Origin of the sequence: Cerasicoccus arenae, from assembly GCF_014651635.1 — a bacterium.
Taxonomy (GTDB): Bacteria; Verrucomicrobiota; Verrucomicrobiia; order Opitutales; family Cerasicoccaceae; genus Cerasicoccus; species Cerasicoccus arenae.
Map to the genome: position 1 here is coordinate 95,475 of NZ_BMXG01000002.1, position 25,981 is coordinate 121,455.

Annotated in this window: 22 protein-coding genes; 18 read left to right on the plus strand and 4 right to left on the minus strand. The window is 53.9% G+C overall.

Annotation, left to right across the window (positions count from 1 at the left end; genetic code table 11):
• The first annotated feature begins 149 nt into the window (after nt 1-149).
• Nucleotides 150-1,946, plus strand: a complete 1,797-nt coding sequence (locus tag IE065_RS02105) for a bifunctional lysophospholipid acyltransferase family protein/GNAT family N-acetyltransferase (RefSeq protein ID WP_189511365.1) — start codon at nt 150-152, stop codon at nt 1,944-1,946.
• 81 nt (nt 1,947-2,027) lie between these two features.
• Here IE065_RS02105 and IE065_RS02110 read toward each other — a convergent pair whose 3' ends face one another.
• Nucleotides 2,028-3,929 (minus strand): tetratricopeptide repeat protein, encoded by a 1,902-nt coding sequence (locus tag IE065_RS02110; RefSeq protein ID WP_189511367.1) that lies wholly within the window; start codon nt 3,927-3,929, stop codon nt 2,028-2,030.
• Between the two features lie 91 nt (nt 3,930-4,020).
• On the opposite strand from IE065_RS02110, the gene IE065_RS02115 reads away from it, so the two are divergent.
• From IE065_RS02115 to IE065_RS02185, 15 genes are all read left to right on the plus strand, one after another.
• Nucleotides 4,021-5,031: a DUF362 domain-containing protein gene (locus IE065_RS02115; protein ID WP_189511369.1), complete on the plus strand. Its 1,011-nt coding sequence runs from the start codon at nt 4,021-4,023 to the stop codon at nt 5,029-5,031.
• A gap of 143 nt (nt 5,032-5,174) precedes the next feature.
• Nucleotides 5,175-6,782 carry a phosphoglycerate dehydrogenase gene (gene serA, locus IE065_RS02120; protein WP_189511371.1) on the plus strand — a complete coding sequence of 536 codons (1,608 nt, stop codon included), beginning with the start codon at nt 5,175-5,177 and terminating at the stop codon, nt 6,780-6,782.
• Between the two features lie 83 nt (nt 6,783-6,865).
• On the plus strand, nt 6,866-7,480 hold the full coding sequence (gene plsY, locus IE065_RS02125; protein WP_189511373.1) for a glycerol-3-phosphate 1-O-acyltransferase PlsY: 615 nt from the start codon (nt 6,866-6,868) through the stop codon (nt 7,478-7,480).
• A 126-nt stretch (nt 7,481-7,606) separates the two neighbouring features.
• The gene (gene rpmI, locus IE065_RS02130; RefSeq protein WP_189511374.1) at nt 7,607-7,804 is read left to right on the plus strand and encodes a 50S ribosomal protein L35; all 198 of its coding nucleotides are present in this window, start codon (nt 7,607-7,609) and stop codon (nt 7,802-7,804) included.
• Between the two features lie 94 nt (nt 7,805-7,898).
• On the plus strand, nt 7,899-8,282 hold the full coding sequence (gene rplT / locus IE065_RS02135) for a 50S ribosomal protein L20 (protein WP_189511376.1): 384 nt from the start codon (nt 7,899-7,901) through the stop codon (nt 8,280-8,282).
• A 78-nt stretch (nt 8,283-8,360) separates the two neighbouring features.
• On the plus strand, nt 8,361-9,401 hold the full coding sequence (pheS, locus tag IE065_RS02140) for a phenylalanine--tRNA ligase subunit alpha (RefSeq protein ID WP_189511378.1): 1,041 nt from the start codon (nt 8,361-8,363) through the stop codon (nt 9,399-9,401).
• Nucleotides 9,402-9,484: 83 nt separating this feature from the next.
• Nucleotides 9,485-9,640: a GxxExxY protein gene (locus IE065_RS18290; protein ID WP_378080058.1), complete on the plus strand. Its 156-nt coding sequence runs from the start codon at nt 9,485-9,487 to the stop codon at nt 9,638-9,640.
• A gap of 66 nt (nt 9,641-9,706) precedes the next feature.
• Nucleotides 9,707-10,291, plus strand: coding sequence for an SGNH/GDSL hydrolase family protein (locus IE065_RS02150; RefSeq protein WP_189511382.1), 585 nt, complete (start codon nt 9,707-9,709; stop codon nt 10,289-10,291).
• A 9-nt stretch (nt 10,292-10,300) separates the two neighbouring features.
• Entirely contained in the window at nt 10,301-12,727 is a 2,427-nt protein-coding gene (pheT, locus tag IE065_RS02155) for a phenylalanine--tRNA ligase subunit beta (protein WP_189511383.1), read from the plus strand.
• A 295-nt stretch (nt 12,728-13,022) separates the two neighbouring features.
• Nucleotides 13,023-13,523, plus strand: coding sequence for a YciE/YciF ferroxidase family protein (locus IE065_RS02160; RefSeq protein WP_189511385.1), 501 nt, complete (start codon nt 13,023-13,025; stop codon nt 13,521-13,523).
• A gap of 21 nt (nt 13,524-13,544) precedes the next feature.
• The gene (locus IE065_RS02165; RefSeq protein ID WP_189511387.1) at nt 13,545-13,991 is read left to right on the plus strand and encodes a ferritin-like domain-containing protein; all 447 of its coding nucleotides are present in this window, start codon (nt 13,545-13,547) and stop codon (nt 13,989-13,991) included.
• A gap of 152 nt (nt 13,992-14,143) precedes the next feature.
• Entirely contained in the window at nt 14,144-14,431 is a 288-nt protein-coding gene (gatC, locus tag IE065_RS02170; RefSeq protein WP_189511389.1) for an Asp-tRNA(Asn)/Glu-tRNA(Gln) amidotransferase subunit GatC, read from the plus strand.
• A gap of 56 nt (nt 14,432-14,487) precedes the next feature.
• The gene (gene gatA / locus IE065_RS02175) at nt 14,488-15,948 is read left to right on the plus strand and encodes an Asp-tRNA(Asn)/Glu-tRNA(Gln) amidotransferase subunit GatA (RefSeq protein ID WP_189511391.1); all 1,461 of its coding nucleotides are present in this window, start codon (nt 14,488-14,490) and stop codon (nt 15,946-15,948) included.
• A 102-nt stretch (nt 15,949-16,050) separates the two neighbouring features.
• The gene (locus tag IE065_RS02180; protein ID WP_189511392.1) at nt 16,051-17,202 is read left to right on the plus strand and encodes a class I SAM-dependent rRNA methyltransferase; all 1,152 of its coding nucleotides are present in this window, start codon (nt 16,051-16,053) and stop codon (nt 17,200-17,202) included.
• Nucleotides 17,203-17,252: 50 nt separating this feature from the next.
• The gene (locus IE065_RS02185; RefSeq protein ID WP_189511394.1) at nt 17,253-17,894 is read left to right on the plus strand and encodes a hypothetical protein; all 642 of its coding nucleotides are present in this window, start codon (nt 17,253-17,255) and stop codon (nt 17,892-17,894) included.
• Here IE065_RS02185 and IE065_RS02190 read toward each other — a convergent pair whose 3' ends face one another.
• Complete coding sequence (locus tag IE065_RS02190) at nt 17,895-19,142, minus strand: tetratricopeptide repeat protein (protein ID WP_189511396.1); 1,248 nt, start codon at nt 19,140-19,142, stop codon at nt 17,895-17,897. It lies immediately after the preceding gene.
• Nucleotides 19,142-20,509 carry an ATP-binding protein gene (locus tag IE065_RS02195; RefSeq protein ID WP_200163158.1) on the minus strand — a complete coding sequence of 456 codons (1,368 nt, stop codon included), beginning with the start codon at nt 20,507-20,509 and terminating at the stop codon, nt 19,142-19,144. The genes IE065_RS02190 and IE065_RS02195 overlap by 1 nt, the downstream gene beginning before the upstream one ends.
• 344 nt (nt 20,510-20,853) lie before the next feature.
• Here IE065_RS02195 and IE065_RS02200 point away from each other — a divergent pair, with 344 nt between their 5' ends.
• Complete coding sequence (locus IE065_RS02200) at nt 20,854-22,647, plus strand: ATP-binding cassette domain-containing protein (RefSeq protein WP_189511400.1); 1,794 nt, start codon at nt 20,854-20,856, stop codon at nt 22,645-22,647.
• Nucleotides 22,648-22,722: 75 nt separating this feature from the next.
• Nucleotides 22,723-24,906: a cytochrome c3 family protein gene (locus IE065_RS02205; protein WP_194499998.1), complete on the plus strand. Its 2,184-nt coding sequence runs from the start codon at nt 22,723-22,725 to the stop codon at nt 24,904-24,906.
• A gap of 3 nt (nt 24,907-24,909) precedes the next feature.
• Here the strand turns inward: IE065_RS02205 and IE065_RS02210 are convergent, their stop codons facing one another.
• Nucleotides 24,910-25,788 carry a hypothetical protein gene (locus IE065_RS02210; protein ID WP_189511404.1) on the minus strand — a complete coding sequence of 293 codons (879 nt, stop codon included), beginning with the start codon at nt 25,786-25,788 and terminating at the stop codon, nt 24,910-24,912.
• Nucleotides 25,789-25,981 lie beyond the last annotated feature (193 nt).

Consider the following 25,981-nt stretch of genomic DNA (forward strand, 5'->3'; position numbering starts at 1 on the left):
ATGATTCCGGGAAAAAGATTAAATTTTCCCTGTAATTCGTCGGTTGAGGCATTGTCGTTAACTGAACTTTCGTGCTTGTGACAGTTTGCCCGAGTCCTAGAGTTCCTGTTTTTATGTCAAGCACCTCGTCTTCAAAGCCACTCATTAACGTGAAGGATTCCCTCACGGGCTGGAAGCGTGCGCTTTATTCCATGGGTGGAAAGCCATTGGAGGACTTCATCGGTATATCGGCGCTCAATGATATTTATCGTCGGGTGACTGAGGATCATTCGACAATCAACTTTTTCGAGCGTTCGTTAAGGTCGCTCAATGTCGCCTACGAAGTGAGTGAAGAAGACTTGGCCAAGGTGCCCAAGGACGGTCCGGTGCTGATTGTGAGTAATCACCCCTTTGGCATCGTGGATGGCGTGGTCTTTGGTGCTCTGGTGACTGGTTTGCGGGATGACGCTAAGCTGCTCGCCAATTATTTGCTGACCAAGATGCCCGAAATTCAGCCGTGGCTCATCGCGGTGGACCCATTTGGTGGCCCGGAAGCAGCCCGCAGCAATTTCGCAGCAATGAAGGAGACTATCCGCTTTTTGCGCGACGGTGGCTGTATTGGCACGTTTCCCTCGGGAACGGTGTCGCATTGGCATTGGAAAACCCGCCAGATCACCGATCCACCCTGGCTCGACAATACTGCACGCTTGGTGCAGAAGTCGCAGGCCACGGTGGTGCCAGTCTTCATTGAAGGCCACAACAGCCTCGCTTATCAGATTGCTGGCATGATTAGCCCGATGCTTCGCACGGCCTCGTTGACTCGGGAAATGTCCAAGCAGGTCGACGGAGTTGTCCGCCTACGCATTGGTCAGCCTTTAGCCTATCGCCAATTGAAAGACTTTCCCACGAGTCAGGCGCTGACTGACTTTTTACGGGTGAAAACCTATATTTTGGCCAAACGAGAGGGGGATGAAAAACCCCGCCGCCGGTTCGCTTTTCCTCGTCTACCTAAGCGTGAGGTGCCGATGACGCCTGTGGCTGAATCAGCCCCCCCCGAAGTCTTAGCCAAAGAAATTGTCGGATTGCCCGAAGATCGTCTGTTGACGGAACATGGGGACTTTAAGGTCTATTGGGCGCACGCCTCTGAAATTCCTGAAGTGCTCGAAGAACTTGGCCGCTTGCGTGAGCGGACGTTCCGCGTAGTGGGGGAGGGCACAGGCGAATCGACGGACCTCGACCGCTTCGATCTCTACTATCGCCACCTCTTTATGTGGGACGCTGGTGCCAACGCGATTGTCGGCTCCTACCGCATTGGGCTGACTGATGAAATCTTACTCACCAAAGGCCGCCAAGGGCTCTACACCGCCTCGCTATTCAAGTTTAAACCCGAGTTCTTCGAACGTCTCGGCCCCGCACTGGAGGTTGGTCGTTCGTTCATCGCTGTTGACTACCAGAAAAAGCATGCCTCACTGTCGTTGATTTGGCGCGGAATCGGTCTGTTCGTGGTCCGCCACCCACAGTATCGCACGTTATTCGGTCCGGTTAGTATTAGTCAGGAATACAACGCGGTCTCGAAGGACCTGATGGTGAAATTTCTCAAGAAGAATAAGCTCCACCATGAACTCGCAAGCCTCGTCAAGGCCAAGCACCCCCCGCGGGGGGGCACCAAAATGGGGGCCAGCGAAAAAGAAGCCATGCTCGCTTCCGTGCGCAGCATTGACGACGTTTCAGCGTTGATCTCAGAGATTGAGCAGGACCAAAAAGGCGTTCCTGTTCTTCTGCGCCACTATCTGAAGCTCAACGGTACCTTGCTTTCTTTTAACGTTGATGCGGACTTTGGGCACTGCCTCGACGGTCTAATCGTTGTCGACTTGACCAAGTCTGATCAGCGTTTGCTTAAGAACTACCTCACTCCGAAAGGACTCGAAAGCTTCCTAACCTACCACGAGGTGAAATACACCGGATAAAGAGGGGGGGGGGCAACTGTTGGCGATGCAAACGGTTTGGCGGTTTCTTGTTCCCGTCTTACTGATGCTATCTAGAATAATCTAGTAGCGCGGCAGCTTTTCGAGTTTTTTCCTGATTTCGTCGGTCCGAGGGTGATTAGGGGCCATGGTGACGAACTCCTCATAGAGGAAGCGGGCATTGCGTGTATTGCCCATAATGACTTCGTAGGCGCGGCCAAGTGCCAGCGTGATGTCTGGGCTGTTCGGAAAACGTTCCTTAGCGCGGACAAGCTCACGCATGAGCGCTTCACGGCTCATCGTGCGTTGGATGGCGCGTAGATAGTTGAGGGTGAAGCGGACGTCATTGGGGCTGAGCCGTGTCGCCTCGGAAGCGTAGATTTCTGCCTCGCGGTATTGCCCGTTATTAAAATATGCGCGGGAAAGGTCGTAGGACAACTCGGCGTTATTACTCTCTGTGGCCAGAGCCTGTCGGTAAAAACGGATTGCCGTGACGTAATCCTCCGCCTCGTAAGCCAAGGTGGCGCGCTGGGCTGGGGTCATGTTGCGATCTGGAGGATCAATTTCAATAATTCCGATTGTCTCTGTAACCGTTTCTCCTGCTGCGCTGGTCGTTTCAGTGATTTCAGCGACGGTGAGTTCGCCGCCGTCTGTGGTTTCAATGGTTTCTGTTTCCGTGATGGCTACTTCGGTCATTTCAGCGGCTGTGTCGCTCAATGTAGTCTCTGTGATTTCGACATCCGTAGCGGTTAATGCGCCAGCATCGGTGGTGACAACGGGGGTGTGTGTTTGCAATTCGGCGGTAATGTCGACCATTGTTTCTGTTGGAAAGGCCTTGGCTAGCGCAGGGTCATTGGGATCAGTGAGGTTACCAAGCGTTGTGGCTGAGGCGATAGCACTCGTTGTCGTGCTGGTTGCGGTCGACGTAGAAGTTGCGGGTGTCGTTGTTGGCTTTGGTGTCGTTGCTGCTTGTTCGGTAGAAAGAGGGGGGGGGGGGACTGCGACGTTGCTGCTTGAAACCACCACTGGCATGTCGGCGCTGGCGGCGAGCAAATCTTCAGTTGAAAGCATATTACTGGCGTTCGTTGACACCTGTGGGGCGCTGCTGGTGGCTGTTGAGGCCCCGCTGACGGGGATGCTGGAGGGGGGAGGGGTGTCAACTGCTTGGGATAATGCGGCCTCTTGAAGGGCATTTTGTGCTGTGCGCCATTTAATCAATTCTGTGCGGGATGAGGCATAAGGGCCGGCTGCCAGTTCGCCCGGGAACTCTGATTCGATCTGGATCATTAGTTCGTTGGCGCGGGGCCACTCGTGGGCACGCAGGGCAAGTTCAAACAGGCCAAGCTGTGCGGTGAGGCGGTCTGTGGGGGCACCACCGGGGCGCAGGGCCTGCATATACCATTTGGTGGCTTGGGCGGAGTTACCAACGGCGTGGTAGAGATGCCCGACCATGGCCGCTTCCTCGTGGGTGGGTGTCTGTCGGCTGCGACGGAAGGCCTCCAAATAGGCGTCCAGTGCCGCTTGGTTGCGTTTTAATTCATACTCTGCGCTGGCAAGCGCTTTCCAGGCAACGGCGTCATCTGGATTTGTTTTAAGATAAGTGCCGTAGGCGCTTGCTGCGGATTTGGGGTCGCCGTTTTCAAGATGAGACTGCGCCGCATAAAGCGCGAGGTCTGCGTTGGCGGGGTTCATTCGGTAGGCCTGATCAAAATAAATCGCGGCCATGGCGGGATCTGGCTGTTTAGCGTAGGCAAAGGCCATGGCTTCAATGACCAGTGGGTTGCCGGGGGCTTGCTTTTCAAGCTCCTCCAGGCGGGTGATGGCCAGATCGACCTGGTTCTCGTAAACCAGTTCATTGGCCGCGTCGAGGGCTTGTTGGATAGCGGCTTCATCCGGCATACGCTCTTTCCCACCGCATGCGGCTAGAAAAAGTGTTGCCAGCAAAACCAAAAGGCAGGCAAGCTGGGTGCTGTATTGCTGTTTCATTCAGAGGCAGTTATAACCTTCGGCTATGCCGAAATTGAGTCAAGCGCTGATAATGTTGGGAATACGTCAATTTACGAAATTTATTGCAGTCATGCTACTGGCCTCCCCTGTCTGGGGCCAGTCCTATCGCCCGACGACGGCGGAAAAGGATTATGTCTGGGAGTATCCCTTGAACGGCTTCACTGAGGTGGATTACGATGCGGGGGTGGAATCGCTGATTTCTCATTGGGAATCTGTGTCCGGTAAAACCTTGAAGCCGGGGTCTAATGGCAGGGTTGGGATTAAGGTTTTTACCCAATCAGGACCAGGTCTTATGACTCCATTGGCCTTGACTAAGGCCGTGATCGATTCTCTGGAAAAGCGCGGCTATTCGCGCTCTATGTTATTTATCATCGACGGTAGTGAACAGCGACTGCGGGAGTGCGGCTACCTGCCCAGCCGTAAGGGGTTGGGCGACGAAACTTTCAACGACGTGCCGGTTTATTCGCTGGATACCACCTCGGGAATTACCAACGATTTGTGGTTCTACGACAGTAATTTGCCATCGCGTGAGCGCATGGCCCGCGCGATTTCAGCTGGGCGGGGCTTTTCTTTTGAAGAAGATCCGAACGACCGCAAGAGCTACTTGGCCTCAACGCTTTTTCTGGACACTGATTTTTGGATCAATCTGCCAATGGCGTCCGATAACGAGGCGCTCGGGATTAGCGGTGCACTGGCCAACGCCACTCTTTGGAATGTGACCAACAACCAGCGCTTTTTCCTCAGCCCGGCGAATGCGCCCGTGGCTACAGCGGAAATGGCCGCCATTCCTGAACTCAACGACAAATGGGTCTTCACGATCCTCTCGCTGGAGCGTTATCAGTTCCTCGGTGGGCCGCGTTTCAATGCTTTATATACCGGCAGAGAGCAAAAACTTTGGCTCAGTGCTAATCCTGTCGCCTTGGACTACCTGATGTGGCGCAAGCTGATCAAGGGCCGCCGCGCCGCCAATTTCGATGTGCCTAACGGCGAGCCACCACTCTTTGAATATGCATCAAAGCTGGGATTGGGGCCATATCGGCTCAATGAGCTGAAGCTGCGAAAGCTTGGGCCCATGAATTAATTGCGTTGGGTTGGTGGGGTGCCTTGGCGAGTATGTCGCCTAATGGAGGTTATTAGTTTTTCCTCTCAATTTGACATTAGGAGAGATCGGATTTTCTACGGTTGCATTTCAGCGACGGCAGCGTTCAATCACCTGCTTCCATTATGAAAATCCTGGTCGCCGATAAGATCTCGCCTACGGGCATCGAATATTTCAAGCAGCAACCCGGCTACGAGGTCGTCGTTGCATGGGAAGTCATTGCCGACTGGTCCGCATCCCCCGAACAGGTTATTTCCTTGATCGGTGATGTGGACGGCATTGCGGTGCGCTCTGAAACGACCGTTAGCGAGGAAGTCATCGCCGCCGCGCCGAAGCTCAAGGTTGTTGGCCGCGCCGGGGTCGGTGTGGACAATGTCAACATCCCTGCGGCCACTGAGCGCGGGGTGATCGTCATGAACACTCCCGGCGGCAACACCATTGCTACCGCAGAATTGACGTTCACGCATATGCTTTGCGGGAGCCGCCCAATTGCGCGCGCCGATGCGGAGATGAAAGCTGGCGGCTGGCCGCGCAAGACGCTCCCGAAGGGTGCGGAACTTTACCAAAAGGTACTCGGTGTTTGCGGTCTTGGCCGCATCGGTGCAGAAGTCGCCAAGCGTGCGCAAGGCTTTGGCATGACCGTGCTGGCCTACGATCCCTACTTGACTGAAAGCCGTGCGGAAACGCTGGGCCTGAAGAAGGTCGACCTCGACACTCTGGTCAAGCAGAGCGATTACATCACGGTTCACATGCCATTGACGCCTGAGACCAAATACATGATCGACGAGGCCGCCATCGCCAAGATGAAGAAGGGGGTACGCCTCTTTAACTGCGCTCGCGGTGGAATTATCAAGGAATCTGCCCTGATCGAAGGTTTGCAGAGCGGTAAGGTCGCTGCGGCTGGCTTAGACGTTTACGAAGACGAGCCACTTGCCAAGGACTGCCCGTTTCGCTCGATGGACAATGTGGTTCTCACCCCGCACCTTGGTGCCTCGACTTCCGAAGCACAAGAAAGCGTGGGTATCGAAATCGCCGAACAGATGGTCGACGCGCTCAATGGCGGTATGGTCCGCAACGCGATTAACATGCCGTCGATCGACCCAAAGGATCTGGAAAAGCTCAAGCCTTACCTGAATCTCGGCGAAAAGCTCGGCAGCTTCATCCAACAGCTTTCCAATGACGGGGTGGAGAAGATCAAGATCAGCTATTTTGGCAAGATTATCAACCTCGACACGACTCCGCTGTCCCGCGCGATCCAGCGTGGCTATCTCGCCCGCATTTCGCCGAATGTCAATGACGTGAACGCTCCCAGCAAGCTGGAGCAGCTCGGCGTCGACGTAGAGACGACGAGGAGTAGCACGGACGCAAATTATACTGAGTTAATCGAGGTGCAGGCCATCGAAAGTAGCGGTAAGACGCGCACGGTTGCTGGCACATTGTTTGGCAAGTCGCAGAGCCCGCGCATCGTTTCGATCGACGGCCACGGCGTGGAGGTCAACACCTCCGGTACGCTACTCGTCGTTAAAAACAAGGATGTTCCCGGCATGGTCGGCTACCTCGGTACCGTGCTCGGTAAGGACGGCGTGAATATCGCCAATCTGTCGCTGGCCCGCGATCAGGGCGAAGGTTTCGCCATTAGCGTGGTTGAGCTCGATAGCGCTCCTTCCGCCGCGACACAGGCCGAAATCTCTGGCCATGAGCACATTGAGAAGTTTAAAGTGATCGAATTATAAGTTCGATTGCTTGTCCGTTTGAAGGTTCGTGGGGTTTTTCTCACGAGCCTTTGAGCGAGAGAAACTGACGAATAGATTACTTCATGAACTTGTTCACTCTCATTGGCGTTATGCTGGTCGGGTATTTGCTCGGCGCGATCCCGTTTGCGGTGATTATTGCGCGTCGTCATGGAGTCGACATTCTGAAGGCTGGCAGCGGCAATCCCGGTGCCACCAACGTCAAGCGCGTGCTTGGCAAGACGGCAGGGAATGCCTGTTTTGCGTTGGATGTGCTCAAGGGCTTCATTGCCACGATTTTGCCTCGGCTTTTGATTGCAGATGAGTCCGCACTGGCCTTTGCCATTCTCGGGCTCGTTGGAGCCATTCTCGGGCACAGCTTCTCGGTTTTCATTGGTTTCAAGGGTGGTAAAGGTGTCGCCGTGACCATGGGCGGCCTGCTGGCGCTCGCGCCGCTGGTGCTGCTCTGTGGCCTGCTGATCTGGGTGGCGACATTTTACACTTCGCGCTACGTTTCCCTGGCTTCAATCGTCTTTGGCGTGAGCTTGCCGCTAATTGCCCTGATGACTGGTTCGCCGGGACTATTGATCGGTTTCTTGGTCCTGTTGGCCGCGTTGATTGTTTTGCGCCACCGGAGCAATATTCAGCGTCTCATCGCCGGAACCGAAAATCGTTTTTCCAAAAAAGACAAGCCGGAGTAGCTAACTGGTTCGATGAAGGGGAGGCTGTGTAAGCCGATATTACCTGAAATCAGGACGTTCTGAACTAAAAAAGCCTTTACACCGACCCGGAAATGCTGTGTTTTCCTCAGCTTTTCCACAATTCTTATGTCACAGAAAACACGCAAAGCAATGGCCAAGCGGTTCAAAATTACCGGCACGGGCAAGGTGCGTCGCTTCAAAGCGAATCACCGGCACCTCCTGCGTAATAAGAGCCAAAAGCAAAAGCGCTCGATGCGTCAGAGTCACAGCCTAGGTGAGGGTCAATCCCGCCAGGTTCTCCGTGCTCTGCCACACTCGCACTAAGCTTAGGCCTTAACCATACTGATTAATCCGGGCGCGTTCGAGGTGAATTCATAGGCGACCTCGCCGCCCACGAAACGAAGGAACATACAACAACATGCCACGCGCAACCAATGCACCCGCTACCCGGGCCCGCCGCAAGAACAAGCTAAAGCAGGCCAAGGGTTATTTCGGCAATAAATCGCGTCTCTATCGTTACGCGAAGGACGCCGTCTCGCGTTCCGGTAAGTTCGCTTACCGCGACCGTCGTAAGAAAAAGTCTGAGTTTCGTCAACTCTGGATCATCCGTATCAACGCTGCCTGCCGTCCTCTGGACATCTCTTACAGCCGTTTGATGGAAGGTCTCAAGCAAGCCGAAATCGGTCTTGACCGTAAGGCAATTAGCGAAATGGCTATCCACGACGAAGCCGCGTTCCAGTCTTTGGTTGAAAAAGCCAAAAACGCACTGGTTGAAAAAGCAAAAGCTGCTAAAGCCGAGTAACGCAACGTCCTGCTTGACGAATTCACGGAGGCGGCCCACGATGGCCGCCTTTTTTATTGCGCACAATTCGCATCCCTCATGAAGGAACAACTCCAGGCAATTCTCACCGAAGTCGAAAACGCTATCCCGGGCATCGTTAAACGCTCGGATTTCGAGGCGTTTAAGGCGACCATTTCCGGCCCTAAGGGCAAGCTAACGGACATTCTCAAAGGCATGAAAAATGTGCCTAAGGAAGACCGTCCTGCCATGGGCAAGCTGATCAATGAGTATAAAACGCAGATCGAAGCGTTTTATACACAGGCCTTGGAAAACCTCGACGCGTTGGAGCTGGCGGCTCTCATCGGCCCGCCGATCGATCCATCGTTGCCCAGCCCGGACCCCGCGCCCGGCCTCCTGCACCCACTCACCCAGACTCGTCGTCGGATGGACGACGTGTTCCGCAAGATCGGGTTCACCGTTGCCGAAGGCCCGGAGGTTGAAACGGAATGGTTCTGCTTCGATGCGCTTAATACGCCAGAAGACCACCCGGCACGTGACGAGCAAGATACGCTGTTCATGCCGGAAGACGCCAAGATGGGCAATGTATCGAAACGCGGGGAAGAGCGCTATATTCTCCGCTCGCACACCTCTACGGTGCAGATCCGCACGATGCTCGCCGAGAAGCCGCCACTGCGGATTATTTCGCCCGGTCGTGTGTTCCGCCGCGACACCTCCGACGCTACGCATAGCGCAAATTTCCACCAATGCGAAGGCCTTTACATCGACCGCGAGGTGACGATCAAGGACCTTAAGGCTGTGCTTGATTACTTTGTGGCAGAAATCTTTGGCAAGGGCTCCAAGGTCCGTTTGCGCCCGAGCTTTTTCCCGTTCACCGAGCCGTCATTCGAGCTGGATATGATGACGCCCAACCTTGGCAAACTCTCGAACCAATGGATCGAACTGGGCGGTTGCGGCATGGTTGACCCGAAGGTCTTCGACGCGGTCGGCATCAATTCAGGGAAATGGACGGGTTTTGCCTTCGGTATGGGCGTGGAACGCATTGCCATGATTCTCCACGGCATTGACGATATCCGTCACTTCTACAACAACGACCTACGCTTCCTGCGGCAGTTCGCGTAAAGGATTTTGAACAGAAGGAAGCAAAGATAACAAAGCCATGCATCCGAAGTTTGAGAAGGTGAACGGTTTAAGCCGTCAAGCCATTGGCGCAGGGATCGAAGTCCACCGCGATCCATAAAGCACAACTCATGAGTTATATGAAGATACTGGATATACCGCTTGGCTTACTCATGAATTTTAATTCCATAAAACTAGTTGACGATATTCATCGCCCCATGCTCCTAGGTTCCAATTCATAAGATCCATACTCTGCTTTCTTCGCTGCCTTCTGTTCAAAAACACTGCCTCACCGAAAACAAAAATCCATGTCCCATTTTCCTGAAGTCCTGATTATTGGCGATTCCATTTCAATCGGTTACACGCCGTTTGTTGAAAAAGCCTTTCTTGGGCGCGCCAACGTTTCCCGGAACGAGGGTAATGCATCCTCGACTATTTATACGCTAGAGCATATCGATGCTTGGCTGGGCGATACTCACTGGGATGTGATCCACTTCAACTGGGGGTTACACGACCTGAAGTTCGTCGACGAGGATTTGACGATGGTTTCCGTTTCCGAAGGCCGTCAGTTGCTCTCGTTGGATGATTACGAAAAGAATCTCCGTGTGCTCGTTGCCCGTTTACAAAAGACCGGTGCCAAACTAATTTGGGCAATGACGACGCCTATCCCAGAGGGGGTAAGTGGCCGCATTCCGGGAGACGAAATTGCCTACAATGCTGTTGCCCGCAAGGTGATGGAAGAGACTGGAGTTGCCATCAGTGACTTGTATGCAGTCATGGCTGAAGATCGTGGCAACAAAGGCGGCAAGGTGGCTGATGTCCACTATACGGACGAAGGCTCCGAGCTGCTGTCTCGGCAGGTTATCCAATATATCGAAGACGCGCTTAAATAGAAATTTCCCATGAAAGTATCTTTAAACTGGCTGAATAATTATGTCGATCTCGACGCCTCTGTTGATGCAATCTGCGAGGCCCTGCCGATGATCGGCCTAGAAGTGGAGGCTGTCGAAACCAAAGGACTGCCGCCGATTGATAATCTCGTCGTAGGCGAAGTCCTGAGTCGCGAGCAGCATCCGGACGCAGATCGTTTAGGCGTGTGCATGGTCAAGTATTCTCCGACGGAAGAGCCTACGCAGATTGTTTGTGGAGCGACGAATTACAAGGTCGGCGACCGTGTGCCGGTAGCGTTGGTGGGCGCAAAGCTCCCTGGTGATTTCAAGATCAAGAAGAGCAAACTGCGTGGCGTTGAAAGCAATGGCATGATGTGCTCGGCCAAGGAACTTGGGATGGGAGATGACCATAGCGGCCTAATGATCCTGACCGACCGGCCAGAGATCGGCACGTCGATGAACGATCTTTTCAAGGACAGCGACACCGTCATCGAACTCGAGCTGACCGCCAACCGCGGCGACTGCCTGAGCCACATTGGCGTAGCTCGTGAGCTGGCCGCATATTTCGGTAAGAAATTGAAAACGCCCGTCGTGAAAACAATGGCAGGACAGGGGAGGGGGCTGATCGATTCCGTTGAGGTTACCAGTGCTACCTGCCCTTACTACACTGCTTGGAGCATTAAGGGCGTCAAAATTGCCGAAAGCCCGGAGTGGCTCAAGAAGGCGCTCACTGCAATTGGGCAACGGCCAATCAACAACGTGGTCGATGTTACCAATTATGTGCTGATGGAAACTGGCCAGCCGCTGCATGCCTTTGATGCGGGTAAGATTCGCGGCGGTAAGCTGCTGGTCCGCCAAGCCACTGATGGCGAGCCGATCACGACCCTGGACGAGAAGCAGCGCAAGCTTTCGGCCAAGATGATGGTCATCGCCGATGCTGAGCGTCCACTAGTCGTCGCTGGCGTCATGGGCAGCCTAGATGCAGAAGTGGATGGGGCGACGACGGACATCGTGCTGGAAAGCGCGTGGTTCGAGCCGGGTTCGGTTCGCTGGAGTAGTCGTCGGCTAAATCTCTTTTCCGATAGCTCGCATCGCTTCACGCGTGACGTCGATCCTGCGGGTGTGGATTATGCCGCCAAGCGCGCCATTGATTTGATACTCGAAATTGCTGGTGGCGAAATTATTGGTGCGCCGATTGTTGTTGGCCAAGCTCCTCGCGGTGACCGCACGATCTTGATCACTGGCGACTATGTGCGCAAAGTTTGCGGATTCGACGTCAAGGACAGCGAAATCTCATCTGCATTTGTGAGCCTTGGCTTTGCGTTGGAAAATGATACTTCTGTTCAAGCTGATGGTGCATGGCAAGTCACGGTACCGAGTTTCCGTCCAGAAGTTGACCGCCCAATCGACCTTGTCGAAGAGTTTATCCGTCTTTACGGCACTGCGAGAATTCCAACTTCTGCCGTTAAGGCTACGGGCTTGACTCGTGACGACGCTCCGTTGGCAAAATATAATCGCGCTGCTGCGAACCTCCTTTCGGCAAATGGCTTTGCGGAGTGCTCGCACTACACCTTGGTTGATGGCGATCAACTGACGGCTTTCGAATACGAAGACCAGTATGCAAATCTGAAACTGGCCAATCCGCTCACATCCGAGATGGGGCACTTGCGTGCCTCGTTGATTCCTGGGCTTGTGCGTGCGGTGCAGCTTAACCAGAGCCGTGGCAACGCACCGACGCAGCTCTTTGAGACCGGTCGGGTATTCCGCTACGGCGAAGGCGATATCTTCGAAATAGCTTCGCTGGCTTTTGTCTGGCGCGCGGATGCGGCAGGCCGTCAATGGCGCGAACGCGGTGCTCCGGATTTTTATTCGGCTAAGGCGATGGCGGAAAACCTGCTTGGCCTAGGCGGCTTCGCACCGCAGGACTGGGATACCACGAATCACCCAGCTTGGCAGGAAGGTCAGTCCGGGGGGGCGGGTTGCTGGTTCACCGGCGCAGTCATGGTTCGTGCAGGCCTTCTCTCGATGGCGATGCTTAAAGAAATGGAAGTCGATGGTCTCTGGTTGGGGGGCGAAATCCTCTTCCGCGCTGATCGTTTGCCCAAGAACGACAAGGCGACTCGATTTGCGGGGTTCAGTGATTTCCCCGGCAGCGAAAAAGATATCGCATTGGTGGTCGACTCTGGGCTGGCTGCCGAAAGCGTGCGCTCCACGCTTGCGAAGGCCGCGAAGGAATCAACCGCTGGTGCCTTTGACGTCGACTCGGTCGATGTGTTCGATGTTTACGCCGGTGAGGGACTTCCCGAAGGCAAAAAGAGCCTAGCCTTCAGCATTCGCTACCGCAGCCCTGAGCGCACGCTCAAGGACAAGGAAGTGAACTCAGCCTTCGACGCAGTTCAGAAGGCAATGACCGCAGTTGGCTATCAGGTGCGTAGTTAACGCGCTTGTTTTGGGTTCGATTTAGTAGCCGTTTTTTGGTCGGGCTACTTATTTGGTCAGTGCTTCATCTCTCTATCGAAACAGGGGGCTAATGCCCCCTTTGTAAATACGTGCATATTGCCATATTATGGACGAAAGTCGATGGCATTTTGCAACTTATTGAGAGACTCAGAAATTCGGCTGGAATTTTTGCTCACTGAATATCAATGACTTGTGTGATCGATGGGCGGATTGGCACCTAGGTTGCGTAATATATTCTGTTTACACGGAATATAAACCTAAACCAAGAACCCACATGAACCTCAGAGAACTATACATCGAGCAACTTCAAGACATCTACAGTGCCGAAACCCAGTTGGTGGATTTTCTACATCAACTATCGTGGAAAGCGCGCAGCACGGGGCTCAAGCAAGCTTTGGGTAATCACTTGGATGAGACCAAGGGACAAGTTGACCGGCTCAAACAAGTGTTTGCCAACCACTCCGGTGCCAATCCTGATGGCCATACTTGCCAAGCGATGAAAGGCTTGGTGCGTGAAGGTAAAGAAGCTTTGGACACCCACGGCAAAAGCGAAATCATTGATGCACATCTCGTCGCCAATGCGAGCCGAATTGAGCACTACGAAATAGCCGCTTACACAACCGCAATCTCCATCGCGACGTCGCTCGACTATAAGGCTGACGTCGAATTGCTGAAGGAAAGTCTGAAGCAGGAAAAGGCCGCAAGCAATGACCTCGAAAAAATGGCTGGTGGCGGGATATTCTCGCAGGGCCTACACGCTGCCGCCGCAAAATAACCATCCAACCACAATAATACCATGAGTAACTTAAAATCCAAACTAGCGAACAATCTCTCAAGCATCAATGAATACTGTAATGATTCAGTGAAAGGCTTCGAAGAGGCAGCAGATTCAATCCAAGATACCAATGCTCGACTGGCCGCCAACTTCAAGGTCCGGGCTAATGAACGACGCGTCTTTTCCGAGCGTTTATCGGAGCGTCTGCTATGCATCGGTGAAGACCGCGAGGATGGTGGCTCACTTAGTGGCGCGATCCACCGAGGCATTCTTAAGCTGAAGGAGGCATTTACGAGCGACGATGTAAGCGCCGTCATCAATGAATGCATCCGCGGCGAAGAGGGGCTACGTGATGAAGTCGATGAAGCGTTGAACTCCAAGGCTGACCCCGAAACCACCTCCGTCCTCCTTGACCTGAAGCAGCACGTAAGTGTCTCTATCGGCGACCTTAATTTGCTGAAACAGTAGGTCACAGTCAGTCACATTTCTCGAGTCCCCGGCTATATTGCCGGGGATTTTTTATGCAATAGTTAGCCGGTGCGCTCCGGATCAAGGCATCGGTTCGTTAAAATACACCCTCGACAGCATCGCCTCGCCAACTTTCTTATTAAGCATTCATCATGGCCCATACCGAAATTGACATCGACAAAGTCGCGCGCCTCGCGCGCTTGGATCTTTCCGACGAAGAAAAGCGCACCTATTCGGCGCAGCTTGGCCAAGTGCTGGAGCACATGGATAAGCTCAATGCGCTTGATCTGGACGGCGTAGAACCGACCGCACACTCCTTTCCCTTGAGCAATGTACTCGACGAAGACGAGGAGCAGCCAGGTTTTACGGTGGAGGAAGCGTTACGCAACGCGCCTAAAGCCCGTGATAACCAAGTCGTTGTGCCAAAGGTCGTTGAGTAAGCTTTTGCTGCTCTTCGATTTTCTATTCAAAACACGTTTCATTAGTTTTTCTAACAATGCCCGAACTTTACGAATCAACCGCCGCCGAATTGAGTACCCTACTGGCCAGTGGACAAACGAGCGCCAAGGAAATCATGGCTGCCTATTTGTCGCGTATTGAGCAGGTAGATGGAAATGTCCGGGCCTTCAATTCTTATGACCACGACGATGCGCTTCGACAGGCGGATGCCTCAGATACCCGCCGTCGTGAAGAACGAGCAATGGGGCCGCTTGATGGCATACCGGTCGCGTTGAAAGATGTCATCGCGGTTAAAGATCAGCCGCTTACGGCGTCCAGCAAGATGCTGAAGGACTTTGTCTCGCCCTACGATTCGCACGTTACTGAGCTGCTCAAACGTCAGGGAGCGGTGTTATTCGGACGGTTGAACCTGGACGAGTTTGCGATGGGTTCGTCGACCGAAAATAGCGGTTTCCAACGCACCTGCAATCCATGGGACCTAGAGCGGATTCCGGGTGGCAGCTCTGGTGGTAGCGCTGCCGCAATTGCTGCATGTGAAGCGCCATTGACCTTGGGTAGTGATACAGGCGGCTCGATTCGCCAACCGGCGGCATTGTGTGGAGTGGTGGGAATGAAGCCGACTTACGGCTTGGTGTCGCGTTATGGCTTGATTGCCTTTGCCTCGTCGCTTGATCAGATCGGGCCGTTTGCTCAAACGGTGGAAGACGCCGCAATTTTATTGCAGGGCATTGTTGGCCATGACCGGCGTGACTCGACTTCGATCAAAATGGCGGTTCCGGATTACCGTGCGGCATTGAAGACTGACAAGAAATGGCGTCTTGGCGTGCCCAAGGAATACTTTGGCGAAGGTCTCGATGCAGAGGTCCGTGCCGCAGTGGAAGCAGCGATTAAGACCTATGAAGGCCTTGGTCACGAGATCGTAGAAGTCAGCCTGCCGACGACTGACCTTGCGGTGCCGGTGTATTACATTCTTGCGCCTGCTGAGGCCTCGTCGAACCTCTCCCGCTACGACGGCATCCGCTACGGGCACCGTAGTTCCAACGCGGCGGACGCGATCGACGTTTACTATAAGAGCCGGGCGGAGGGTTTTGGCCCAGAGGTAAAACGCCGGATTATTTTGGGCTCCTATGTGCTTTCGAGTGGCTATTACGACGCCTATTATTTGAAAGCGCAAAAGGCACGCACGATCATTCGCAACGACTTCAATTCCGCCTTTGAGCAGTGTGATGCGTTATTGACGCCAACTGCGCCGACTGCGGCCTTTAAGGCAGGTGAGAAGACCAACGATCCACTTTCGATGTATCTCTCGGACATCTTCACGATCAATGTGAATCTAGCGGGCCTACCGGGTGTCAGTGTGCCCTGCGGCTTTACCTCGACGGGGTTGCCGATTGGCTTGCAGATCATTGGGAAAGCCTTCGAGGAAGCGGAGATGTTGGCCATTGCGCACGCCTACGAGCAGCAGCATGATTGGGGTAAGCAGCGGCCTTCGCTGTAGAATCGCGTGGAATGATTTTTCCTTTGGGCTGGCCAAGGAGGGGTAGCTAGTTAGCTTCCGCTGTTCGATCGAACCGCACACAATCAACAAATTTATCATCATATGCTTCCGGCACTACAATTAAAACCGGGCACTGGGCCACGCTCTTTGCAAGGACACCCTTGGGCTTACGCTAGTGACGTGCGCGAACTGCTCCCCGCTAAAATAAACGGTCAAGCCGTCGAACTGAAGGACACACGTGGTCGTAGCCTTGGCGCTGGGCTCTACAATGGGCAGTCACAGATTGTGTGGCGCCGGTTTAGTCGCGAAGCCAAGCCGTTTGACCATGCCTTCATTTCTCATGCCATCCCGGCAGCCATTGCTCGTCGTGAACCAAGGGCCTTTCGTCGCTTGGTATGGTCGGAGGCAGATGCATTGCCTGGCCTCGTGATTGACCAGTTTGACGATGTGCTGGTCGTTCAATTACTGACCCTTGGGATGGACGCTCGTCGAGAAGATATTGAAAGTGTGCTCGAGGAATGCCTGTCTCCACGGGAAATAATCTATCGTAATGACGCGCCGACGCGGCAGCATGAGGGGCTTATCATGAAAGTGTCCTCACGATCAGGAGAGTCATTCCCAGCCCAGTGGTTTACGATCGATGGTGTAGAGTATTTCCTGGATCTTTACGAAGGTCAGAAGACAGGGTTCTACCTGGATCAACGGTCAGAGCATTTGCGAGTTGCTGCTATGGCGCAGGGTCGCCGAGTGCTTGATGCGTTTTGTAATCAAGGAGCTTTCGGGCTGCAATGCGCGCGTGCGGGTGCCGCTTCGGTGCTGGCAGTCGACATCTCTCAGGACTGTGTGAAAGCGACCAAAACGAATGCCGGTAGAAACCACCTTACAGTGGAGGCTCATCAGGCAAATATGTTTGATTGGTTCACGGAGAATCGCAAAGAAACCTTTGATTTAATCATTCTCGATCCGCCGAGTTTTGCTCGTAACAAGCGGGCAGTTGATGGTGCCTTACGCGGCTATAAAGAGCTGAATCTGCGCGCCCTTCGGCTTCTAGCGCCGGGCGGTGTTTTGGCGACTTATTCTTGTTCGCAAAATGTGACTTTGGCAGATTTTATGGCGGTAGCGCAGCATGCCGCCAGTGATGCGAGGCGGGATGTCCGATTGATCGAGATCACGGGGCAACCTGTGGATCATCCGGCGCTGTTGAATATGCCGGAGAGCTATTATTTGAAGGGCATGATCCTAGAGGCGCGATAATGCATAATTCGCTTGGATGTCCAGCTCGGTGGTCGTAGATTTTATTTGATATGGAAACAGATCAAGTCTCCGCCGGTGTCTGGATGATGCTTGTCGTCATGGTTTTGCTGTTGTTGGGTGTCGCGATCGTCGCGATCAGCTTCAACTTGCGTCAGCATAGCAAACTGGTGGAGCAGTTCCGCAGACTGGGAGAGAAATTCGATTTGGAGCTGACGATTCCCAAGGCGACCTTGGGCGGGCTTTATCGCCGTAATCCCACACTTTACGGCCGTTATCTCGGTCACGAAATGTCGATTTACCCCAAGGGCTATGGATTGGACAATACCCGCCAAACAGATACGGCAGTGCGTATTACTACGATGGCCGATTCCAAACTTCACCTGACAATCGCCCGCCGAAACTTAACTGGTAAGATGGGGCAGATTGGCCGCTTGAAAGAATGCAAGACCGGCGATACTTCATTTGATGAAGTATTCTCACTGCGTAGTAACGACCCAGCGCAGGCGGTAAAAGTTTTCAATGATCAATGGCGCGCGAAGCTTTCGGCAGAGTGGCCGAAGCTGGATAGTTTCCTAACCTTGCAGGACGGCATTATTACGCATCTACGTTCTGGCCTGCCGTATGAGGATGAATCCCGCGAAGACATCGAACGAATGGTCACATTTTGCGCAGCTTTATCGGAATCGTTCTGACTATCGTTTTAGCGCCGACGGCCCGACCCAGCTAAAGATCACCAATGCATATATTGCCAAGTCGCGGAGGTTTCCTGTTTTTTCGGGCTCTGCGCCAGTGAAGAATAAAATGGCTGATGCAACGAGCGCCACTGTGCAACCAGCTGCCAAGCCCAATGTTAGCTTAAAGTTGCGGCCGCGAAGCTGCCCAGCATAGGCTAGGGGTAGGCAAAGTAGCAGGAAGCCGATAGCGGTCATAAAGAGTGGGCTAAGGTCCGGTGAACTGAAGGATAGCCCCAGTCCAGTAAAACCAATCGTGAGCACAGCACCGACTCCAGTGGAAATCCATTTCTGTTGGGTCGAAAGGATCATCCGGCCTCGTTTATTGAGCAGGAGAAGAAGATTGAAAATTGCGTCGCCAGCCCAAGTCAGTAATACAAGGGCAACCCATATCGCCATCACAATGCCAGCTAGCAGGAAGTGGCCGCTGGCTTCCAGTGACCGGACGATGATCTGATAGCCAATGAAGCCGCCGAGGATGATCGCGATTCGCTTGCCTTGAGGCAGACTCGTCATGAAAAATGAATAAGAAAGCAGCGCCCCGTAAATCGGGCTTTTCGCCTTCATGGCGCTGATGAGGCCTTGGCGGGCGTATTCAAAATGGGGCTCACGGCGGAGTGCTTCGGTGAAGTGATCCAGTGCGGCTTCTCGTTGCCCAGCCTGCAATTTTGCCCAACCGGCGTTTGCGTGAGTATAGGCGTCTTCGGGGTCGCGGGCTAAGGCGGAGTCAATGCTCTGAAAGGCACGCTCGTTTTGCTTAAGAAACATCAGTGCGCGTGTGCGAGCGTTGATGCAATTGCTTTCATCGGGATCAAGGGCGAGGCCATGCTCTGCCTGTTCTAGCGTTTCCCGCCAGCGTCCCTCGGCGGCGTAAGTCCAGGCAAGGACGCCAAAAATATCGGCATCGTGCGGGTCCAACTCCAGCGCCTGTTCACAGTCTGTTCGCGCGAGCTTGTGCTTGTTCAGGGTCAGGTAAATACGGGCCCGAGCGATGTAACATAAGGGTGAGTTGGGCTCTAGGCTAATAGCGCGATTAACGGCCTCCAATGCTTCGCGAGGCTGGTCTTGATTCAGGGCCGCTTGGGCAATGATCAGATGTGCGCCGACGGAGTCCGGGTTGGTTGCCAGTGCCTCTTGCGCCGCTTGTTGGGCTTCTTTGAAGCGGCGGATATTTAGCAGTGCCCAAGCGCGGTTAAGTGAATCCGACATTAACGTTTCATCTTCAGATGTTCGAGGATGTCGTCATAGAGACCACTCTGATTGGCGTAGAGTGCGTAGTTTTTTGCCGTGGAGAACCACTCACGCGTGCTTGGCTTAATGCGTTTAGCGGCCTTGAGTAGATCCTTGGTGGTGAGGGGGACGAGGTCGCCCTTTTTCATAGCCTCTTCGAGTTTGGCTTCGATTGCGTCATCAATTAGGCCCTTGAGATCGGCACCGGAAAAGCCATCCGTTTTCTTGGCTACGGCTTCGAAGTCGATGCGATCTGCCGGTTTGTTCCGCACCATGACCTCGAGGATTGCGGCACGGGCGGGCAGGTCGGGGGGGGGGACGAAGATGATGCGGTCGAAGCGGCCGGGGCGGCGGAATGCGGAGTCCAAGTGCCACGGTGCATTGGTGGCGGCTAGGATGAGTAGCCCGTTGTTGTCAGAGTCAATGCCGTCCAGCTCCGAGAGGAACTGGTTGATCGTGTTGCGGCCAGCGCTCTGCTTGAGATCAGAACGGCTGGCACCGAGTGCGTCGACTTCGTCAAAAAACAGCACACTGGGGGCATGCATACGCGCCTGAGAAAATACCTCGTGGAGGTTCTTTTCGCTCTGGCCAATCCACATATCGAGCACGTCGTGGAGGCCGACGGCCATGAAGCTCGCCTTGACTTCACCAGCGGTCGCTCTGGCAAGGAGGGTTTTACCGCAGCCGGGTGGGCCGTAGAGCAGGATGCCGCCGCCAACACTTTTGCCGTAGGCTTTGAAAAGCTCGGCGTTGGCCATTGGGTGAATGACTTTCATCCGGATTTGCTCTTTCACATCGTCCATTCCGCCGACGTCCTTAAAGGTCATGTCGGGCGCTTCCGTCTCTAAATAGCCAGCACCGGGGATTTCGCCTGCGGGCAAGCGCATGGGCTCGTCTTCGTCGTCGGGGTCATCCATCAGAAATGGCGCGAGTTCTTCGTCGAGGGCCTCGTCACGGAAGTCGGGATGGTCGTCGAGCAGATCACGGTAAACCTTGGCTGCCTGCATGAGTTCGGTGGTCTGGGAGAGCACGCGGGCAAATAAAAGACGGCCGGGGGGGGGGAGCTTGCCCGCCCGTTCAAGGGACTCGAGCACTACGAGAGATTCCGAGTGCTTACGCTGCTGGAAATAGGCCTCTGCGAGCAACACATTGAGTTCGCTGTTATTTGATTCCCATTTGAGCGCCTCGCGGAATTCCACCTCTGCGGCGGCGAAGCGCCCGAGTTTCAGCAGACGCGACCCCAAATGCTGACGCAGCGTCACATTCTCGGGTGAAAATGAGAGCGCTTGTCGGAGAGCTTGGATTTCCTCGGGTTCTTCTTGGGACATAGCTTTTATGATGCTCATCAACGCGTCGCTGGGGTCAATTCCGTAGTTTCCTAAACTTGTGCGGCAGAAGGGGGGATTTCATTATCTCTAAACGTACAATTGGAACTGGATTTAATCATATGGTTGATTTGTCGTGATCGGAAATTGAATGAGTTGGGGGCTAGGAATTGGCAAAGGCGAGGTTGTCCGTGGCAAGGTAGCCATTGCAAGTGGTGACTATTAATCCGCTTATTTGGTCCAGTTTGCGTTGTCGTTGTAATACCGATCAAACGCGACAGTGCTAGATAACCCGCCTTATCCGAGCGTGTGAACGGCAAGTCTTGCCAAGCCGCCCTTTCTTCAACCACCATACGTCTTTTTTTATGCTACACGTCCGAAATCTTTCCTTGGCCTTTGGCGGTCCATCGCTGTTCGACGGCGCTTCGTTTGAGGTGCGCCCCGGTGAACGTGTATGTCTCGTTGGCCGTAATGGCGCGGGCAAGTCGTCTTTATTAAAAGTACTTGCGGGTGCGATCGAGCCAGATAAAGGCGAGGTTTACGTTCCCGCCGGAACACATGTCGCGATGCTTGAGCAGGAGGCCACCATTGAGCTGACGGGCACCGTACGCGAGGTAATGGACAGTGCATTGGACACCGATAAACTTGAACAATGGGAGTGTGAGGCGCGTGTTGATCGTCTGCTGGGTGACATGCAGCTTGATGGCGAAGTGGACTTCGATTCGCTCTCGGCGGGGATGAAGCGTCGCGTGCTGTTGGGGCGCTGCCTGGCAACGGAGCCGGGTGTGCTGCTACTCGATGAGCCGACGAATCACTTGGATGTCGAGGCCATTGCTTGGATGGAAACCTTTCTCCCGCGCTTTCGGGGTGCCTTGCTCTTTATCACGCACGACCGTGCATTTTTACAAAATGTCGCCACGCGAATTCTCGACCTTGAGCGCGGGGTGCTGATCAGTTGGGACTGCGATTACCACACCTATTTGGAGCGTAAAGAGGCCTGGCTAAAAGCGGAGGCACGGCAACGGGCTGAGTTTGACAAGAAGCTCGCCAAGGAAGAAGTCTGGATTCGTCGGGGTGTTGAGGCACGCCGCACGCGCAACGAAGGTCGCGTTCGTGCACTTTTTAAATTGCGCGATGAGCACCGTGGTCGTCGTGATCGCCAAGGCTCTGTGAACCTTGCCTTGGAAGAAGCGGAGCGGTCCGGCCTGAAAGTGATTTCGACTGAAAACGTGTCGTTCCGCTATGGCGATGAACCGATTATCGAAGATTTTTCCACGCTTATCCGACGCGGTGACAAGGTGGGCATTGTGGGCAGTAACGGCGCGGGCAAGTCCACGTTGGTGCGTTTGCTTTTAGGCAAGCTGACACCAAAGAGTGGCTCGGTGAAGCTCGGCTCGAATCTGGAAGTTGCGTATTTTGACCAGCTTCGTGAGGCGTTGGACCCCGAAATGCGGGTGGTGGACGCAATTGCTGGCGGTCGCGATGAAGTTTCGATCAATGGTGCCCGGCGTCATGTGATGGGCTACCTCGGCGACTTTCTGTTCTCCCCCGACCGTGCGCGCAGTCAGGTAAAGGTACTCTCCGGCGGTGAGCGTAATCGCTTGTTGCTGGCACGACTCTTTACCAAGCCGTTCAATTTACTCGTTATGGACGAGCCGACGAACGACCTCGACCTGGAAACTTTGGAACTGCTTGAAGAGCGTTTGCTCGAATATAGCGGCACGCTGTTGCTCGTCAGCCATGACCGTGCATTTCTGGACAACGTGGTCACGGAGCTTTTCGTGTTGGATGGCAGTGGCAGCGTGCAGCAGATCGTCGGCGGGTATACTGATTATCTGGCCACGCGTAAAAAACAGATTGCCGCTGCGCCCGCAGCCCCTGCCTCCCCCCCCTCCACACCGACGAAGGGCAAAACTGCAAAACCACGCAAGCTCCTCAATCGTGAGCGCTGGGAATGGGAAGCTCTCCCCGCTGAGATTGAGAAACTTGAAACGGAGCAGGCCGAAGTCGCTGAGCTACTTGGCGATCCCGCGACATATCAGGATACAGAGAAGTTAATCAAAGCCCAAAACCACTTAGATGACCTCGATGCCAAGCTCTTAAAAAAATACGAGCGCTGGGAAGAACTTGATGCATTGAAAACCTCACTGGGCGAGTAAGCTGCGTCGTCGGTTCGCATATAAACGAGGTTTGCAGAAACATTGACGCTGAGCACTGAGCGGCAATGCTTGGCGATGATGCATCCGTGGCGATTGTTTTCCTTAATTGCGGTGTCCCTGATTGTGGCGCTGTTTTTGGGATCGTGTAAGCCTTCTCCGAATCGCAAGGTGCCCGCAAAGCCTGCGCTGAATGATCGTGGCGGTGCCTCTTCACATTTGATGCCGGAGACGCATTTTCCAGAGCGCTTGGCGATGATTGGCCCGCAGGCCTGTGCGGCGTGCCATCTGGATGCCGTCCATGATTGGGAAGGCACTCACCATGCATTGGCCAATCGTCCCGTCGATCTTACGCTAGATCACACGGCGTTTAATCCAGCGTGGACATTTACCGATGCAGGGGTGACAACGAGACTAAGTGAACAGAATGGCGAATTTTCGATCTCAGTGGACGAGGCTGACGGGAGCCAGAGCAATCACATCCTCGCTGGCGTGATCGCGGTTGACCCGCTTCGGCAATACCTTGCGCCGTTCGCCAACGGCCAATGGCAAACGACTAGCTCGGCCTACGACCCAGCGAAAAACGAATGGTTTGACGTGTTTACTGGAGAAGATCGTTTACCGGGTGAATGGGGGCACTGGACCGGGCAGGGGATGAACTGGAACGCCAACTGTGCAGCTTGTCACATGACGGAATTTAAGAAAAACTATGATTGGCAAACCGGAAAATATGCCTCGACCTGGCTTCAGCAGGGCATTGCTTGTGCTCAGTGTCACACAGGTCTGGAGGCACACATGCGCGATGCAGGCAAATCGGGTTATACCGTCCCGGAGTCCTTAAAATTGAGCAAAGCAGCTGTTATGGATAATTGCGCTAGTTGCCATTCTCGTCGTGGACAACTGACCAATGACCGTTTTCGGCCAGGCGAACGCTATCATGACCATTATGAGCTGAGTTTGCCCGATCAGCCTAATCTCTATTATCCGGATGGGCAGGTGCTCGACGAAGATTTTGTCTACGGATCCTTTATGATGAGTCGCATGGGTCATGCGGGGGTGAGCTGCTTAGATTGCCATAACCCGCATTCGCTCCAGACTATTTTGCCAGTGGAGAACAACCTGCTCTGCATGCGTTGCCACGAGGTAGGCTTAGACAATGCCCCCATTATCAAGGCTGAGGCGCATAGCCATCATCCGGCGGGCAGTACTGGTAATCGTTGTGTGGAGTGCCATATGCCACATACGACCTACATGCAGCGCGATCCGCGCCGAGATCACGGCTTTACTTCGCCCGATCCACTGATGACGCAGGAACTCGGCATCCCCAACGCCTGCAATAGCTGCCATAATACCGAATCGACGGAGTGGGCAGTCGAATGGGCGGAAAAATGGTATGGCGAACAGTTGGCCTCGAAGCCTCAACGAGCGAGGGCTCGGGCTGTCGCCGCGGCTTATGCTGGAGAATCAACGGCACCGTCGGCTCTCATGGAGCTTGCGACGATGGAAGACATTCCCGCTTGGCATGCGGTTTACGCGGGATTACTGGCACCTTGGGGCGAGGACCCTGCCGTTTATAGATACTTGCGGGAACAGCTTTCGGCTAACAGCCCGCTCGTGCGCAGTCGCGCAGTTCGGTCTCTGGCGGAGTCACCAGCCGATATATTTCCTCTCCACAAGGATGACTCACGCGCTGTGAGGCTTGCGGTGGCTGACGCATTGATCAATCGCACGCAACTACCCGAGCAAATGATAGCGGAATGGTTTGAATACCAGCAATATAACAGCGATCGCCCGCAGCATGCTTTTGTTTTGGCGAATTACCTAATCAATCTTCAGAGAAGTGAAGAGGCGGTGCGGATATTAGTCGATCGGGCGGTAGCGCTTGATGCACTGTCAGCGCCAGCGCAGCAGCAGGGCGCGGTATTTTACAGTCGAATTGGTGATACAAATGCTGCGGAAGAAGCTTTGCTCAGGGCACTTCAACTCGAGCCCCAGAATGTCCAATCGATCTACTTGTTCGCTTTGCTTCGGGCGGAACAGCAGAATTATCCTGAAGCCATTGCGCTGCTGCGTGACGTGACGGCTCTGGAACCCGGATTTGAACGGGCTTGGTTTAATCTAGCCCTTGCTTATAGCAAGATTGGTCAATGGGGGGAGGCAGACGCTGCACTGCGAGGTGCGCCGGGGATGAGCAATCTCCCTGCTTGGCGGCAGACTTTCGATGTCATTCAACGACAACTAGGAGCGGTGTCGTCTCCCTAGAAATTAGCTGGGCTCGCGGAATTCGATGCGGATGAATTTGCGGGCGTTTGTCGGCCCAAAGGCGACGGGGTCGCGGATTAAAAGAGAGCCATCGGAAAGTGTTTCAATGACGGCAGCGGAGACATTTTCTGAAAAGGTGATGTCGGGTGAGAGCCAGCCGAGGACTTGGACATCAGCATCGAGGGAAGGCTGGACGATGACGCCGAGATAGTTGCCCTGCTCAATTTCCGGTAGGCCGGATTCGCTGGGAGAATGATAAACACTGGGTGAAAAACGGTCGCCTGTGTTGGATTGGACGGGATTGGCGTCTAGGGCGAATTCAGCCAGGTTATCCAAGTTGTTGCCGTTGGGATCGGCCTCGGGATCGGCATTAACGTCGCCATCGGGGAAGAATCGTTTGACCCAAAGATCGTAGCTGATAACCGGGATGGGGGTGTTGTCGTTCACGGGGGAGGTAACCATCTGGTAGCCACTGCCATTAATGTACCCAACAATCGTTTCGGTCGCGGAGCTAACCATCCAGTTTACTTTTTGCTCTAGCGCTCCATCTGCAGGCCAAGTCCAATTAGGGTCGGAAATGAGAATCCATTCCATGTTTTGGCGAGTACGTCGTACTCCCCATATATACCCTTGTTCACCGGTTGGGTCGCTACTGGTAACATCGTGGCGAGCGTTGAAAACTCCATAGGATGGATTGTAGCTGACGGCGTCGACCGTGGTCCAGTGTTCAGCCCACTCATCAACATTTTCTGAAGTAGGGTCAAAAGGTCCAAATGAGCCTAGGTAAAAGACATAAGTTGAGTCCAGGGGCGTTGTCAGGTCGCTTTGCAAGTTGACAGCATTGATAGATCCACCCCAGTCCAATGGCCTTGCATCAAGCATTTTAACGGAAAAGAGGACTAAAGACCCCAAAAAGAGCGCAGAAAACACTTTGGCATTGTGTATTTTTCTTAGGAATAATAACCCATTTCTTAGCTCTATTGAATGTAGTCTCATTTTTTTTATAATGTATTTCATGCAAATGACGTTGTTCTTGTCAATGATATCAAGGTGTTCCCTTCATCAGCCAAGAATG